The following is a 13,344-nucleotide window of genomic DNA, read 5'->3' as shown; positions in this document are numbered from 1 at the left end:
CCACCTTGGCCGTCCCGCCGGACGGCGCTTAGAAACCGCAAGGGGAATACCATGACGTTTCGCCTGATCGCCGCGGGTTTGACCCTCGGCCTGCTGACCGCCTGCAACACGACGGGCGTTGAGGAACAGCCGGTTGCAGCAACCGAAGTGCCCGCCGCCGAGTACACGGCACCGGTCGAAGGCCACACCGTGTCCAGAACGCGCGGCAGCGTCGAGGACGCCGTGGTCGTGACGGTCACTGAAGTCACGCCGGAAACCTTCGCCTGGCGCGTCGACAACAGCTGCCATGGCCGCAGCCTGACCGACGCCGCCTACTTCGCTCCCAACCTGGAGTGGAACGACTGCGGCGACGGCGCCTGGGCCAGCGGTACGGGCGAGATCACGGGGTCTTCGGGCAGCCTGTGGCCGCTGTCGGTCGGCAAGACGGCGTCGTGGGACTACGTCCATACCAACAGCCGGGGCGACGCCGATCGGAACACCCGCCGCTGCGAGGTCGAGGACACCGCCCGCGTCACCGTGCCGGCGGGCACCTTCGACACCTTCAAAGTGGTCTGCAACGACCGCTGGCGCACCCGCACCTTCTACTACGCGCCGGAGGTGAACAACGTCGTGCGCGAGGTTCACTGGCACAAGCGCCGCAACGCGGTTGTCCGCGACCAGCAACTGGTCAAGGTCGGCGGAACCGGCGCCTGATCGGCGCCGCGGCTCGACCGGATGAACAGGCCCTCGCGGAAACGCGGGGGCCTTCGTCGCGTCAGGCCCGCCCCTGCGCCTCCATGCGCTCGAGGATGGCGTCGCGGACTCGCTCCATCTCGGCCACGTCGCCGCTATCCAGCGCCGCCAGGGTGGCGGCGCAGTCGGCGCGGGTGGGCTCCAGCCGGTTGCGGCTGCGGGCAAGCTGGGCACGGAACAGCGTCAGGGCGGAATGGATGCGGTCCAGCGAGGCCCGTGCCTCCGCCACCTGATCCAGCACCTCGCGGGCGTCGCGGGCGATCTTGCGGCGCAGGAAGACGGGGTGGCGGTGCAGGGGAATCACGGCGCCGGGCGCCCGGGCCTCGGCGATGGCGGCGGGAACCGCGCGGCGCGGCGTCGTCTCGGTCATGCGGCACTCCTCGGTCTGCGGGCCTTGTCCGACCCGTTCTTCCCCCTCAACCCCTCCGACCATGCCAAGCCGGCGCGCGCACCGCGACTGCGCGTCGGTATAGAAGATGGGGAAAAAGGAGACGCCGAAGCTGCGCCGGCAGCCTTACGCCGCCGGAACGATCACGCGGTCCGCCATCAGTCCTCGATGTCGGCGCGGGCCTCGAACCGGTAGGGATGCGCGCGGTAGACGCCGAGAATGGTCAACTCGCGGGTGAAGAACTTCAGTTCCTCGAAGGCCAGGCGCACGCCGCGTTCCTCGGGGTGCCCTTCCACTTCGCACAGGAACTGGGCGGCGACGAAGTGGCCGTCGACGATGTAGCTTTCCAGCTTGGTCATGTTGACGCCGTTGGTGGCGAACCCGCCCAGCGCCTTGTAGAGCGCCGCCGGCACGTTCCGCACGCGGAAGACGAAGCTGGTCACCACACCCTCCAGCGCGCCCGGCGGCGGCGTCAGGGGCTCGCGCGACATGATGACGAAGCGCGTGGTGTTGTGCGACTCGTCCTCGACGTTGGCCTGCAGGGACACCAGGCCATAGGTCTCCGCCGCCAGTTCCGAGGCGATGGCGGCGACGCTCTTGTCGCTCATGCGCGCCACCTCGGCCGCCGCCCCGGCGGTATCGGCGGCGACCACCGGCTTGATGCCGAGCCGCCGGATGATGTTGCGGCACTGGCCCAGGGCATGGACGTGGCTGCGCACCGTGGCGATGTCGTCCAGCGTCGCGCCCTTCACCCCCAGCAGGTGGTGGTTCACCGGCTGATAGTGCTCGCCGATGATGTGCAGGCCGGAATTGGGCAGCAGGTGGTGGATGTCGGCCACGCGCCCGGCCACCGAGTTGTCCACCGGGATCATGGCATAGCGCGCCTGGCCGTCCCGCACCGCCTGGAAGGCATCCTCGAAGGCCGCGCAGGGCAGCGCCGTGAAGTCCGGGTACACCGCCTTGCACGCCAGATGGCTGTAGGCGCCGGGGCTGCCCTGGAAGGCGATGGTGTGGGACGGATCGGACGAAGCGGCCATGGCGGGTCTGTCTCTGTGGAAGGGGTCAGGGCTTGGGGGTGAGGACGGCGCGCGCCGCCTGAAGGTCTTCCGGCGTGTCGACGCCCAGCGGCACGGTGTCGACCAGCACGGCGTCGATGCGCATGCCGTCCTCCAGCGCGCGCAGCTGCTCCAGCCGCTCGCGGGTTTCCAGCACGCCCGGCGGCAGGCCGACGAAGCGCTTCAGCGCCGCGCGGCGGTAGGCATAGAGGCCGATGTGGTGATACAGCGGCCCATCGCCGGTCGGCGCGGTGGCGCGCGTGAAATAGAGCGCCCGGCCGCGCCGCTGGTCGGGTTTCAGCCCCAGGATCGCCTTCACCACGTTGGGGTTGTCGCGCTCGGACGGTTTGGAGATCTCGGCCACCAGCGTGGCGATGTCCACCGCCGGGTCGTCGAGCGGCACCAGCGAATCCGCCACCAGCGCGGGGTCCAGCGTCGGCAGGTCGCCCTGTACGTTGACGATGGCGGAGAACCGCTCCTGCGGGTCGAACCGCTCCACCGCCTGCCAGACGCGGTCGGAGCCCGACGGCAGGTCGGGGTCGGTCAGCACCGCCTCACCGCCGTGGGCGCGCACGGCCTCGGCGATCTCGGGCTCGGCGCAGGCGACCAGAACGGGGCCGACGGCGGCCTCCATGGCGCGCTTCCAGACCTGCACGATCATGGGCACGCCGCCGATGTCGGCCAGCGGCTTGCCCGGCAGGCGAGTCGACGCCATGCGGGCGGGAATCACCACCAGCGCATGGCTCTGGGCGGGTCCTGGCGTGCTGGGGTCGGCGGGGGCGGTCATGGCGCGGGCATCGACTTGAAATGGGCGAAAGGAGCGTGAAGGTAGCCCCTGGAACGGCCTCGATAAAGATCAAAACGCGGCCGCCAAGCGTATAGCAGCGCGAAAGCCGTATGCTCCCCGTGGACAGACGGCATTCCACCCGCTACGCTCCGGCCGCGAATCGCTGCCCTGGCCCTGAACCGTTCGGAGAGGCGCATGTCCTTTATTGGTAAGTCCGTCGCCGCGCTTGCCGTCGCGATCGCCCTGGTTTTCATCGTGAACGCCGTGGGCGACATCTACAACCCGACCCGCACCCTGGACGAACCCGTCTACCGCGCGGGCCTGGACACGGGTGACGAAGGTGGCGCGACCGAGGTGGCCGCGGCCGAGGAAGAGCCCGAGGCCGACCTGTTCACCCTCATCAACCAGGCCGAGGCCTCGGCCGGTGAGAAGGCGTTCCGCCAGTGCGCGTCGTGCCACACCTATGAAATCGGCGGCCCCAATCGCGTCGGCCCCAACCTGGGCAACGTCATCGGTGCCGACATCGCCGCGCACGAGGGGTTCAACTACTCCGACGCCCTGGCGGGCCTCGAGGGTGAGTGGACCTACGAGAAGATGGACGCCTGGCTGGCGAACCCGAGCGACTTCGCACCGGGCAACAAGATGACCTTCGCCGGCGTGAAGGACATCGAAGACCGCGCCGCCATCATCAAGTTCCTGATGGCCCACACCGAGAACCCGCCGGCCGTGCCCGAGCCGCAGGAGGCCGCCGCCACCGAGGAGGCGCCCGCCGCCGAGGGCGAGGCCGAGGCCGCCGCCACGGAAGAGGCCCCGGCCGCCGAAGAGCAGCAGGCCGCCGAGGCCGCTCCGGCCGCCGACGGTGCCGCCGGTGGATTCACCGCCATGGTCGCCGCCGCCGATCCGGCTGCCGGTCAGAAGGTGTTCAACCAGTGCCGCGCCTGCCACACGTATGAGATCGGCGGTCCCAACCGCGTCGGTCCCAACCTGGGCAACATCGTCGGTGCCGACATCGCCGCGCACGAAGGCTTCCGCTATTCCGACGCCCTGGCCGGCATGGACGGCCAGTGGACGTATGAGAACCTGAACGCCTGGCTGGAGAACCCCAAGGACTTCGCGCCCGGCAACAAGATGACCTTCGCCGGCCTGAAGAGCGAGGAAGACCGCGCCGCCGTCGTCGCCTTCATGATGGAGCACACCGAAAACCCGCCGCCGCTGGACGCCGCGTCGCCGGGTCCGGCCGCTCCGGGCGTTGCCAGCGAGACGCTGCAGGAAGCGGTGCCCGAGCCTGAAGGCGCGGGCGAGCGCCCCGCGCCCGAGGAAGGCGCTGTGGCGGAGTAACGCCGCCGACACTATCGCGCCTCGGTGGACAACAAGCGCCCCGGTCGCACGGACCGGGGCGCTTTTCTTTTTTCCAATCCGCCATATGCCTTTGTATCGGTTGACCCCGGGAAGCGTCCCCTCCAGAATTGGGCTTAATCCTAAAGACGCAAGGAAGCCGCGGCGTTTCCCGCACCGAAAGGCGCACACCGATGAGGCTTCCTGGAACAACAAGAGCACGGGACTTTTTCATGACGGCGCATTCGGGCATACACGGCGACTCCACGGGCGCCGCGGCTGGCGGCGGTGCGCCGGTGGGGCGGGAGCGCCGGGTCGTCGGCCAGGCGCTGTCCTACTGGCACGCCGTGCGCGACCACCGGCCGCTGCCGCTGCTCGACGACCTGGACATGGAGGCCGAGCCGCTGCTGCGCGGCAAGCTGTTCCTGATGGACGTGACCGCGGGCCTGGGCACCGCCACCTTCACCTATTGCGGCGGCGCCCTGTCGCAGGCCTTCAAGGCCTCGGCCACGGGCAAGCGGCCCCACGACGTCCTGCCCAGCGACGTCGCCGAGCACATGCTCGACCTGGTGCGCGCGGTGGTGGACTTCCGCCGCCCGCTGGCCGACGCGGCCACCCTGCCCCGCGTGCGCGGCGGCGGCGTGCTCAAGCACCGCATGGCGATCATGCCCGTCTCGACCGACGGCAAGACGGTCACCCACATCCTGGGCGCCTTCAGCTACAAGGTGGACTGAGGAGCGACCCCGCCGGGTTGGCGGCCGCCGCCGTCAAAGCGGCCGCACCCGGTCATTCTCCCGGCTGAGCGGCACGGCGCGGGCGGATCATGCCCTTGATGTCCGACAGCGACGTCGCCCCCATGGCAAAGGCGGCGACCGTGAAGCTGCCGGCGCCGACGGCCAGCAGGGCCACCAGCGCGACGATGCTCGGCACGCCCGCGCCCAGGCCCTCCACCGGCAGTTCCGGCACCAGCCAGCGGTTGGCAGCCCAGACGGCGCCGGCCATCACCGCACTGGCCCCCATGATGCGCGGCAGGCGGCTCTTGAGGCGGGCGTCGGGGGCGAAGTGGCCGCGGCGGTGCAGGATCACGGCCAGCGCGCCGCCGTTGACCCAGGCCGCCAGGCCGGTCGCCAGCGCGATGCCCACGTGCCCCAGCACCTGCATCAGGATCAGGTTCAGCACCACGTTCACCACCATGCCGGCGCCGGCGCACCAGACCGGCGTCTTCGTGTCCTCGCGCGCGAAGAAGCCGGGCGACAGCACCTTGATCAGCACGAAGGCGGGCAGGCCGACGGCGAACGCCGCCAGCGCGCCGGACGTCGCCGCCGCCTCCAGCGGTCCGAAGGCGCCGCGCTGGAAAAGGGCGGTGACGATGGGGTGGGCGATGACGATCAGCCCGCTCATGGCCGGAATGGTGAACAGCAGCGACGCCTCGATGGCGCGGTTCTGGTTGTAGTGGGCGGCCTCGGTGTTGCCGGCGGCGATCTGGCGCGCCAGCAGCGGCAGCAGGGCCGTCCCGATGGCCGTGCCGACCACGCCCAGCGGCAGCTGATTGATGCGGTCGGCGTAGTAGAGGTAGCTGACGGCGCCGTCGCTCACCAGCGAGGCCAGGATGGTGTCCACCAACAGGCTGATCTGATAGAGCCCGGCGCCGAAGGCGACCGGCACCACGCGCCTGGCCAGCAGCTTGATGCGCGGGCTCAAGGTGGGGCGCACCAGATGGATGCGCACGCCTGCCCGGCGGCAGGCGACGATCAGCCACAGCAGCTGGATCACGCCGGCCGCCGCCACGGCGATGGCCAGCGCATGGCCGGGCGTGGCGGTGTACTGGTGCAGGGCCAGCAGGCCGCCCATCATCACCAGGTTCAGCAGCACCGGCGTCGCGGCGGCGGCGGCGAACCGGCCAAGGCTGTTCAGCACGCCCGACAGCAAAGCGCACAGCGAGATCAGCAGCAGGTAGGGAAAGGTGATGCGGGTCAGGTCCTCGGCCAGTTCCATCTTGCCGGGCACGGCGTCGAAGCCGGGTGCGAAGGCATAGATGGCCCAGGGCATGACCAGTTGCATCAAGCCGACGAACACCGCCAGCACCAGGCCCAGCACCGTGAAGGCGCGGCGGGCGAACAGGTGGGCCTCGGCCGCGCCCTCCTTCTCCAGCGTCTGCGAATACAGCGGCACGAAGGCCGCCGCCACCGCCCCTTCCGCAAACAGGCGGCGGAACAGGTTGGGGAACTTGAAGGCGACGAAGAAGGTGTCGGCCACGGTGCCCGCGCCCAGGAACCCGGCGATCAGGATGTCGCGCGCGAACCCGGTGATTCGGCTGAGAAGGGTAAACCCGCCGACGGTGGCGACGGCACGGAACAGGGACATGGGCCTCACCGGCTTGACCAGGACGCGCCCTTTTACACCATGCCGGCAAGGCGAAAAAGCGGCGCGGGCAGAGGACCGCAAAGCCACCCTCTGGGGTAGCCCGGCGACAGCCCTTTACGGCGGGCGCGATTCCAGTAATAAAGGGGCCGTCTTTTCGCGCCCGCACCCGCTGCCACAGGGGATGGCGGCGGCGCGGGCGCCCGAACAGTCACCGATCGCGGGTTTTCCGGAGGGAGGCCCGGTCATCGCGCCGCAGGGTTGGCGGCGCCGTCAAGCCGGAAGGAAGCATCATGGACATCAACAAGATTCCCGTCGGTAAGGACGCTCCGTGGGACGTGAACGTCATCATCGAGATCCCGCTGCGCAGTGATCCGGTGAAGTACGAGGTGGACAAGGATTCCGGCGCCATGTTCGTGGACCGCTTCCTGCACACCGCCATGCACTACCCCTGCAACTACGGCTTCATTCCCCACACCCTGTCCGACGACGGCGATCCGGTGGACGTGATGGTGATCGGCCGCATGCCGGTGGCCGTGGGCTCGGTCATGCGCACCCGCCCGATCGGCGTGCTGCACATGGAGGACGAGGCCGGCCGCGACGAAAAGATCCTGGGCGTGCCGCACTCCAAGCTGCACCCCTACCACGACAACGTGAACAGCTTCGGCGACATCCGCACGACCGAGCTGAAGCGCATCGAGCACTTCTTCGCCCACTACAAGGACCTGGAAGAGGGCAAGTGGGTCAAGATCCTGGGCTGGGGCGACGCCAAGGAAGCCGCCGAGATGATCGCCAAAGGCATCGAGGCCGGCAAGAAGGGCTGAGGCCCCTCGCCGCCGTCGCCTTGCCCGCGATGATGGAAACGCCCCGACCCCGAAAGGTGGTCGGGGCGTTTCCGTATCGGTGAAAGAATCACGCGAGAACAGGAGGGAGACCGCCATGAGCGCATCCGCGCGCGACCGCATCGAGGTGGTCGTCGGCGACATCACGCGGGAGTCCACCGACGCCATCGTCAACGCCGCCAACAACGAATTGGGCCCGGGCGGCGGCGTGGCCGGCGCCATCCAGCGCGCCGCCGGGCCGCGGCTGCTGGAAGCCTGCGAGCCGCTCGGCGGCTGCGAGACCGGCGACGCCAAGGCCACCGAGGGCTTCGACCTGCCGGCCCGCTGGGTCATCCATACCGTCGGGCCGGTCTGGCACGGCGGCGATGCCGACGAGGAATCGTTGCTGGCATCCTGCTACCGCCGCTCGCTCGAGGTGGCCGTCGAGATCGGCGCGGCGTCGGTGTCCTTCCCCGCCATCTCGACGGGCATTTTCGGCTTTCCCCCGAACCGCGCCGCCCCCATCGCCGTCGGCACGGTGGCCGAGGTTCTGCACGAGACCGACGCCATCGAGACCGTGCGCTTCGTGTGTTTCGACGAAGACAGCGCGGCTCTGCACCGCGACGCCCTGGACAAGCTGGCCTGACGGACCGGGGGCGCCTCAGCCGCCGTCGCTGGTGAGGCCGGCGAGCACCGACGTCACGTCGGCGGCGGCATCGGGCCAGCGCAGCAGGTGGGCCGGGCAGCGGCGGCAGTCGCTGGAGCCGAAGCCGGGAACGGGCGCGGCGGCTCCGGCCACCGTCAGCGCGCCGCGCAGGGCGCACTCGTCGCCGCCCGCCACGGGCCATACGGCGGTGTCGCCGGCGGCCGTGGTCAGCCAGTCCACGTGCCAGCGCCGCGGCTTGTCGACCGCCAGATGCCGGCCGCACCGCGCCCGCAGGCCCCCGCCGCCCCGTGCCGATCCGCAGTAAAGGTAGGTTCCGGGTTCCAGCGCCGCGCCGTGGGCCTCGGCGAATCGGGGCGGCAGCGGCACGGGGAAGCCGAACACCATGCGCAGCACATAGGCGCCCGGCGCGTCGGGAAGCTGATGCGGATCGCGTATCCACCCGGCCATGGTGTTTGACATCCTGTCGGCTTAGGCGGAAAGTGGTGGCCGAGGATCGCGCCACGCACACAACCGCCGCTCATGTTCAACTTTTCTGCCTTCCTGCCGGCCCGTTCCGCCGCCCGCCTTCTGGCAGCGGCCGTGACGCTGGGCGCGCTGCTCCCTCCCGGGCCGGCGGCGGCGCAGGGCGCCATCTACGCCTGGACCAACGACAGTTTCTGGCAAGTCGGGCGGCTCGACAAGGAGTTGTCGGCGCTGTGCCGCCGCAACGAATTCAACCAGGTGCGCAAGAACCGCCTGAAAATCTGGTACACCGGCAAGGACAACATCGGCCGGGGCACCACGGGCGTCGCCAAGTATGGCTGGAACCTGAGCGACCCCAACGGCAAGGCCGTGCCCGACATGACCTATCACTTCATCAACGACGGCTGGTCGGACTGCAAGGTGTTCGTCGCGCCCTGAGCCGACGCCGTGCCCATGCCGCGCGTCCTCACGCTCCGCCGCGCCGGCGGCCGCCGGCGGTGGTGGCCTTGCCGTAGCCGCAGTCGCAGGTCTGCGATCCCTTGACCAGCCGCGCCACCAGGGCGCCGCGCCCGCTGGCGGCGTCCGACCGCGTCCAGCGGAAGACGGCGCCGCACTTGTTGCACAGCTGCTCGCCGGGGCCGCGGGCGGTCTCCTCCGTCTGGCGGCTCTTGGCCTTCTTAACGGCAGCGACGGCGGCCTGGATGGTCGGGGGCAGGGGCTTGTTGCGGTCACTCATGGGGCGGTGTCGTCCGGGATGGGGTCTCAGCAGGGCCAGTGCAGGCAGCGCGGGGGGTCCTCGCGGTCGCGCCACGGCACCAGTTCGCGCGCGGCCCGCCATAGAAGCCTGTCGAGCGCCGGGTCGTCCAGCCCCGTCAGCGCCGGCCCCCGCAGCCGCGCCGCCCGCACCGCGCCCGTGCCGTTGCACAGCGCCGCCTCCAAAGTCGTGCGGTCGGACGGATTGGCCGCCGCGTCGGGCAGGTCTCCGCCGCGCAGCCGGCAGGCGATCCCGCCGTTCACGGCCTGGGGCACGCCGAACAGCAGCACCACGCGCGTCGAGGGATTGCCGGCCTGCGCCGGGTCGGTGGTGTAGCGGGTGGGAGCGCGGCCGGGCGGGGTGGGCATGCGCGCGGCGATGGCCGGCGCGACGTCCTCCGCCGGCGCGGCCACCGGACTTCCGACCACCTCCATCAGCACCGGGCCCGCCCCCGAGGCGGCGCGGAAGCTGGAAATCGCCAGCGCATCCCCCGTGGTCGGCGTGCTTCGGGTCACCACGACGCCGTTCCCGGCGGCGCAGGCGGAGAGAACGCCCGCCAGCAGGACGGGCACGAGGAGGCGAAACACGCGCATCATGCCGGGATCATACCACCCTCGCCGGTCTGCCGCGAGACGTCCGCCGCAAGGCCGGCGGAACGGGGCGGGGCGGGGCGCATCGGTGCGGGTTCAGCGCTCCCACACGGGCGTCGGCGAGGGCTCGCCCTCGGGGCCCGGCGGGCGGCCGGCGGCTTCGCGCTTTTTGGCGCGCATCAGGCCGAGCACCGCGTTGCCCGCCACGGCGCCGACCACGATGATCCCGCCGACGACCGCCAGGGTGCCCGGCACCTCACCGACGCCGATCCACGCCCACAGCGGCCCCAGGACCGTCTCGATCAGCGAGAACAGGGCCACCTCCGCCGCCGGGATGAACCGCGCGCCCGACATGAACAGCCCGATGGCCAGCGGCATCTGCAACAGGCCCTGGAACAGGATCACCGTCGCATCGTGCAGGGTGTAGACAAGGCTGCCGGCCAGCGGCAGGGAAATCAGCGCCGCCCCCAGGCCGCCGAAGGCGATCACCGGCGTGGTGTCGCGGTTGCCGATGCGGCGCAGCTGCACCAGGGCGAAGCCGTGGCAGACGGCGGTGAACAGGGCGATGGAATCACCCAGCAGCCTGCCGCCGCCGATGGAGCCGGAAAAGATGATGACGATGCCGATGATGGCGACAGCGATGCTCACCCAGGTGCGCACCGAGACGCGCTCGCGGATCAGCAGCCATCCGAACACGGCGGAAAACAGCGGCATGCAGGCCAGGATCACCAGCGTGTTGGCGACCGTTGTGTTCAGCATGGCCAGCACGAATCCGATGTTCGCCCCCATCAGCCCCAGCGACGCCCACACGCCCGGCCACCCGAGGCTGGTGACCACCTGGGCGGTGCGGCGGCGGTAGCGAAGGCTCACCAGCGCCATGACCGAGACGAAGATGCCCAGCGTGCGCAGGAAGACGATCTGCCAGTGGCCCGCGTCCTCCACCAGGCGCAGCAGCAGGCCGTCGGGGCTGATGACCAGCATGCCTCCGGCGGACAGGGCGACGCCCTTGAGGTAGGTGGCGCGGTCGGCGTGCAAGATCGACTCCTCTGGACGGCGGTGGGCGGAAAGACCGCCGACCGCGCCGGGCGCCCGGGGGCACGCGCGGGAACCGGCGGTCGGCGGCGGGTACGAAGAAGCGCCGCCGATCCTTTCAACGCCCCATCGCCCCGGCAAGGGCCATTCTGCCGCCGTCCCCCGCCGACGCGGACCGTCAGGCGCTGCGGCGCGCCTGCTGCAGGTCGGGGCGGTAGCCCATGCGGCGGCTGGCGTCCTCGCCGGCCAGGACGCAGGCCCGCGCGATGCGGCCCGTGGGGCTGGCATCGAATCCGGTGTCGGCACCCAGCACGGTGATGGCGCCGACGATCTGCCCCCGGTGGTCGAAGACGGGCGACGAGACCGCGCCGATGCCCTGCATCAGGGCATTGCGCTGCGTCGCCAGCCCGGTGGCGCGGATGTCCTCCACCATGGCCCGGTCGACGGCATGGCCGGCGGCTTCCTTGAGGAAGGCGGCGAACACCCGTCCGGTCGCCGACGTCTCCACCGGCAGGACCGAGCCCACGCGGACGTTCACGGCGATGGGCCGGGCGGCTTCCTCCCAGCGGACGATGGTGGGGCCGCGGTTGCCCCAGACGGCCAGGAACACCGTTTCCTCCAGGTGGTCGCGCAGGTCGGCGAGCACCCCGGCGGTATCGCGCACGATGTCCAGCCCCTGCAGCGCCACCAGCCCCAGCGTCAGGGCGAACTCGCCCAGGGCATAGCGGCCGGTTTCGGCGTCCTGTCGCACCATGCCCGATTCGATGAAGCTGACCAGGTAGCGGTGGGCCTTGGCCGGCGGCATGCCGGCCCGGTCCGCCAGCTCCTTGAGCATCAGGGGCCGCGCCGCCTCGCCCAGCGCCCGCAGGACGCCCATGGCGACCTCCAGCGACTGCACGCCGCGGCGCCGCGCCCCATCGGCCTCATGCCCGTTGGCGCCGCCGCCGGCGTCCTCTCCCACCGGGGCGCGCAAAGGCCGCGTCCGGCCACCGACACTACGCATATTCAAGAATCCCCACACTGCTCTGCATTTCCGACGCTTGACTCGCGTCGGCCCGTCAATTACACATGGCGACATCGATTACGCAATACGAAATGCGGACCCGTTCGAAGGCATCCCCGGGACCCCGCAGGACGTGTGAAATCGAGGCCTCGGCCGCCGGGAACGGCCGAAGCCGAACAAAGGGCAAAGACTTATAAAAGCACGGCCCTGTCTAGGTGAGGAAAGCGTCGGGTGACCGGACCCTGCATCCGGGCGAAGAGGCGGCCGCAAGGCCGCCTCTTCACATTTCGGGCTACCCCGCCGGGCGGCATTGCGCCGCCGCCGGCGCGCCGCGACATCAGGCCCCGGGACATGGTGAGGGACGCGCAGCCGGGAGCCGCCGCCCATGCCATCGCCCACGCCACGCCGTCGCAGCCCCCTGTCCCTCATAAGCCCTGCCCTGACCCTGCTCCTCATGACCGCCGCGCCCGCCCCCGCCGGCGCGGAGACGGAACCGCCGCTGCTGTACGAGCCGCGACTCTACACGCCGTCGGTGGAACGGATGCTGGTCCGCGCCAAGGCGGACCGCCTGGAGGCCCGCCTGCGCGCCGCGACGCCGCCGGCCCCGGTCGCGGCGGCGCCGCTGCTGCCCCGTCCGCAAGCATCGGCGTCGGCCTCGGCCACCGACCGTCGCATGGCCGCCCGCGCACAGGCGTCCATCGACCGTGCGACCGCCTCGGCCGAGGCCGAGCGGTGGCGCCTGGAGCGGCGGGCCGCCCTGACGGAGCTGAAAGAAACGGAAACGTGGGCCCTGCACGCCCTGCGCACCTTCCGCCCCGATCCGGCGGCGGGTCCCGAGGGGCGTTAGGCGGCGGCGGGAGTCGCGTTCAGCCGCCGTTGCCGCTGTCGTTGGGCGCGTTGGGGTCGGGCGCGTCCTCGGGCACGCGGCATTCGGCCGCGGCGTGGCAGATCAGCTCGCCGAACTCCCGCAGGAAGACCGAGCCCTTGACCGTGCGCTGGATGAGCACGCTGCGGCGGTCGGTTTCGTCCACCTTGCGCTTGACCAGGCCATAGTCGCTGAGGCGGTCGACGGCGCGCGTGACGGCCGGTTTGGAGACCTTGAGGGCGTCGGCCAGCCCGCGCACCGTGTGCGGCGGCTTGGTGATGTAGACGGTCAGGAGCAGCGCCATCTGGCGCGCCGACAGGTCCGGGCCGTCGCGGCGCACGCTTTCCACGATGGCGCCGCGCCACAGGTCCAGGGCCTCGACGGGTTTGATGTCCACGCTGGTCCTCTATCCGTTCCGTGACCGCTTGTTCCGTGAGCGGAACCTGTTTACCGGACCGGGCGGCCCGGAGCAACGGCAAAGGGTTGACCGTT

Annotated in this window: 17 protein-coding genes; 7 read left to right on the top strand and 10 right to left on the bottom strand. The window is 70.8% G+C overall.

From position 1 onward, the window contains the following. The first annotated feature begins 51 nt into the window (after positions 1-51). On the top strand, positions 52-693 hold the full coding sequence (locus C882_RS09840) for a hypothetical protein (RefSeq protein ID WP_009540441.1): 642 nt from the start codon (positions 52-54) through the stop codon (positions 691-693). 61 nt (positions 694-754) lie between these two features. On the opposite strand, the gene C882_RS09835 is transcribed toward C882_RS09840, so the two are convergent. From C882_RS09835 to C882_RS09825, 3 genes are all read right to left on the bottom strand, one after another. Next, on the bottom strand, positions 755-1,102 hold the full coding sequence (locus C882_RS09835; RefSeq protein WP_009540440.1) for a hypothetical protein: 348 nt from the start codon (positions 1,100-1,102) through the stop codon (positions 755-757). A gap of 176 nt (positions 1,103-1,278) precedes the next feature. Continuing rightward, positions 1,279-2,157, bottom strand: a complete 879-nt coding sequence (locus C882_RS09830) for a prephenate dehydratase (RefSeq protein ID WP_009540439.1) — start codon at positions 2,155-2,157, stop codon at positions 1,279-1,281. A 25-nt stretch (positions 2,158-2,182) separates the two neighbouring features. Further along, complete coding sequence (locus C882_RS09825; RefSeq protein WP_009540438.1) at positions 2,183-2,962, bottom strand: 3-deoxy-manno-octulosonate cytidylyltransferase; 780 nt, start codon at positions 2,960-2,962, stop codon at positions 2,183-2,185. Between the two features lie 195 nt (positions 2,963-3,157). Here C882_RS09825 and C882_RS09820 point away from each other — a divergent pair, with 195 nt between their 5' ends. Continuing rightward, on the top strand, positions 3,158-4,300 hold the full coding sequence (locus C882_RS09820; protein WP_009540437.1) for a c-type cytochrome: 1,143 nt from the start codon (positions 3,158-3,160) through the stop codon (positions 4,298-4,300). A gap of 230 nt (positions 4,301-4,530) precedes the next feature. Beyond that, the gene (locus tag C882_RS09815; RefSeq protein WP_009540436.1) at positions 4,531-5,031 is read left to right on the top strand and encodes a PAS domain-containing protein; all 501 of its coding nucleotides are present in this window, start codon (positions 4,531-4,533) and stop codon (positions 5,029-5,031) included. 52 nt (positions 5,032-5,083) lie between these two features. Here the strand turns inward: C882_RS09815 and murJ are convergent, their stop codons facing one another. Further along, positions 5,084-6,661 carry a murein biosynthesis integral membrane protein MurJ gene (gene murJ / locus C882_RS09810; RefSeq protein ID WP_009540435.1) on the bottom strand — a complete coding sequence of 526 codons (1,578 nt, stop codon included), beginning with the start codon at positions 6,659-6,661 and terminating at the stop codon, positions 5,084-5,086. Between the two features lie 290 nt (positions 6,662-6,951). Here murJ and ppa point away from each other — a divergent pair, with 290 nt between their 5' ends. After that, positions 6,952-7,482, top strand: a complete 531-nt coding sequence (gene ppa / locus C882_RS09805; RefSeq protein WP_009540434.1) for an inorganic diphosphatase — start codon at positions 6,952-6,954, stop codon at positions 7,480-7,482. A gap of 115 nt (positions 7,483-7,597) precedes the next feature. After that, entirely contained in the window at positions 7,598-8,125 is a 528-nt protein-coding gene (locus C882_RS09800; protein WP_009540433.1) for an O-acetyl-ADP-ribose deacetylase, read from the top strand. A gap of 15 nt (positions 8,126-8,140) precedes the next feature. Here C882_RS09800 and C882_RS09795 read toward each other — a convergent pair whose 3' ends face one another. Continuing rightward, positions 8,141-8,593 carry a GIY-YIG nuclease family protein gene (locus C882_RS09795; protein WP_009540432.1) on the bottom strand — a complete coding sequence of 151 codons (453 nt, stop codon included), beginning with the start codon at positions 8,591-8,593 and terminating at the stop codon, positions 8,141-8,143. A gap of 72 nt (positions 8,594-8,665) precedes the next feature. Here C882_RS09795 and C882_RS23145 point away from each other — a divergent pair, with 72 nt between their 5' ends. Continuing rightward, the gene (locus tag C882_RS23145) at positions 8,666-9,046 is read left to right on the top strand and encodes a hypothetical protein (protein ID WP_009540431.1); all 381 of its coding nucleotides are present in this window, start codon (positions 8,666-8,668) and stop codon (positions 9,044-9,046) included. 28 nt (positions 9,047-9,074) lie between these two features. Here C882_RS23145 and C882_RS09785 read toward each other — a convergent pair whose 3' ends face one another. From C882_RS09785 to C882_RS09770, 4 genes are all read right to left on the bottom strand, one after another. Further along, positions 9,075-9,344 carry a hypothetical protein gene (locus C882_RS09785; RefSeq protein ID WP_009540430.1) on the bottom strand — a complete coding sequence of 90 codons (270 nt, stop codon included), beginning with the start codon at positions 9,342-9,344 and terminating at the stop codon, positions 9,075-9,077. Between the two features lie 26 nt (positions 9,345-9,370). Next, positions 9,371-9,958: a hypothetical protein gene (locus tag C882_RS09780; protein ID WP_009540429.1), complete on the bottom strand. Its 588-nt coding sequence runs from the start codon at positions 9,956-9,958 to the stop codon at positions 9,371-9,373. A 90-nt stretch (positions 9,959-10,048) separates the two neighbouring features. Beyond that, positions 10,049-10,987, bottom strand: a complete 939-nt coding sequence (locus tag C882_RS09775) for a DMT family transporter (protein WP_009540428.1) — start codon at positions 10,985-10,987, stop codon at positions 10,049-10,051. A gap of 175 nt (positions 10,988-11,162) precedes the next feature. Next, positions 11,163-11,987: an IclR family transcriptional regulator gene (locus tag C882_RS09770; protein WP_083875761.1), complete on the bottom strand. Its 825-nt coding sequence runs from the start codon at positions 11,985-11,987 to the stop codon at positions 11,163-11,165. Positions 11,988-12,372: 385 nt separating this feature from the next. Here C882_RS09770 and C882_RS09765 point away from each other — a divergent pair, with 385 nt between their 5' ends. Then, the gene (locus tag C882_RS09765) at positions 12,373-12,834 is read left to right on the top strand and encodes a hypothetical protein (protein WP_152415274.1); all 462 of its coding nucleotides are present in this window, start codon (positions 12,373-12,375) and stop codon (positions 12,832-12,834) included. Between the two features lie 19 nt (positions 12,835-12,853). Here C882_RS09765 and C882_RS09760 read toward each other — a convergent pair whose 3' ends face one another. Then, complete coding sequence (locus C882_RS09760; protein ID WP_009540425.1) at positions 12,854-13,249, bottom strand: MarR family transcriptional regulator; 396 nt, start codon at positions 13,247-13,249, stop codon at positions 12,854-12,856. Positions 13,250-13,344 lie beyond the last annotated feature (95 nt).

Source organism: Caenispirillum salinarum AK4 (assembly GCF_000315795.1).
Classification (GTDB): domain Bacteria; phylum Pseudomonadota; class Alphaproteobacteria; order Rhodospirillales; family Rhodospirillaceae; genus Caenispirillum; species Caenispirillum salinarum.
This window is presented reverse-complemented; position numbering and strand designations above follow the sequence as displayed.

What these genes read in the sequence shown, in the direction of transcription:
- C882_RS09840 (WP_009540441.1), top strand. Translation starts at nt 52, where the DNA reads ATGACGTTTCGCCTGATCGCCGCGGGTTTGACCCTCGGCCTGCTGACC.
- C882_RS09835 (WP_009540440.1), bottom strand. Translation starts at nt 1,102, where the DNA reads ATGACCGAGACGACGCCGCGCCGCGCGGTTCCCGCCGCCATCGCCGAG.
- C882_RS09830 (WP_009540439.1), bottom strand. Translation starts at nt 2,157, where the DNA reads ATGGCCGCTTCGTCCGATCCGTCCCACACCATCGCCTTCCAGGGCAGC.
- C882_RS09825 (WP_009540438.1), bottom strand. Translation starts at nt 2,962, where the DNA reads ATGACCGCCCCCGCCGACCCCAGCACGCCAGGACCCGCCCAGAGCCAT.
- C882_RS09820 (WP_009540437.1), top strand. Translation starts at nt 3,158, where the DNA reads ATGTCCTTTATTGGTAAGTCCGTCGCCGCGCTTGCCGTCGCGATCGCC.
- C882_RS09815 (WP_009540436.1), top strand. Translation starts at nt 4,531, where the DNA reads ATGACGGCGCATTCGGGCATACACGGCGACTCCACGGGCGCCGCGGCT.
- murJ (WP_009540435.1), bottom strand. Translation starts at nt 6,661, where the DNA reads ATGTCCCTGTTCCGTGCCGTCGCCACCGTCGGCGGGTTTACCCTTCTC.
- ppa (WP_009540434.1), top strand. Translation starts at nt 6,952, where the DNA reads ATGGACATCAACAAGATTCCCGTCGGTAAGGACGCTCCGTGGGACGTG.
- C882_RS09800 (WP_009540433.1), top strand. Translation starts at nt 7,598, where the DNA reads ATGAGCGCATCCGCGCGCGACCGCATCGAGGTGGTCGTCGGCGACATC.
- C882_RS09795 (WP_009540432.1), bottom strand. Translation starts at nt 8,593, where the DNA reads ATGGCCGGGTGGATACGCGATCCGCATCAGCTTCCCGACGCGCCGGGC.
- C882_RS23145 (WP_009540431.1), top strand. Translation starts at nt 8,666, where the DNA reads ATGTTCAACTTTTCTGCCTTCCTGCCGGCCCGTTCCGCCGCCCGCCTT.
- C882_RS09785 (WP_009540430.1), bottom strand. Translation starts at nt 9,344, where the DNA reads ATGAGTGACCGCAACAAGCCCCTGCCCCCGACCATCCAGGCCGCCGTC.
- C882_RS09780 (WP_009540429.1), bottom strand. Translation starts at nt 9,958, where the DNA reads ATGATGCGCGTGTTTCGCCTCCTCGTGCCCGTCCTGCTGGCGGGCGTT.
- C882_RS09770 (WP_083875761.1), bottom strand. Translation starts at nt 11,987, where the DNA reads ATGCGTAGTGTCGGTGGCCGGACGCGGCCTTTGCGCGCCCCGGTGGGA.
- C882_RS09765 (WP_152415274.1), top strand. Translation starts at nt 12,373, where the DNA reads ATGCCATCGCCCACGCCACGCCGTCGCAGCCCCCTGTCCCTCATAAGC.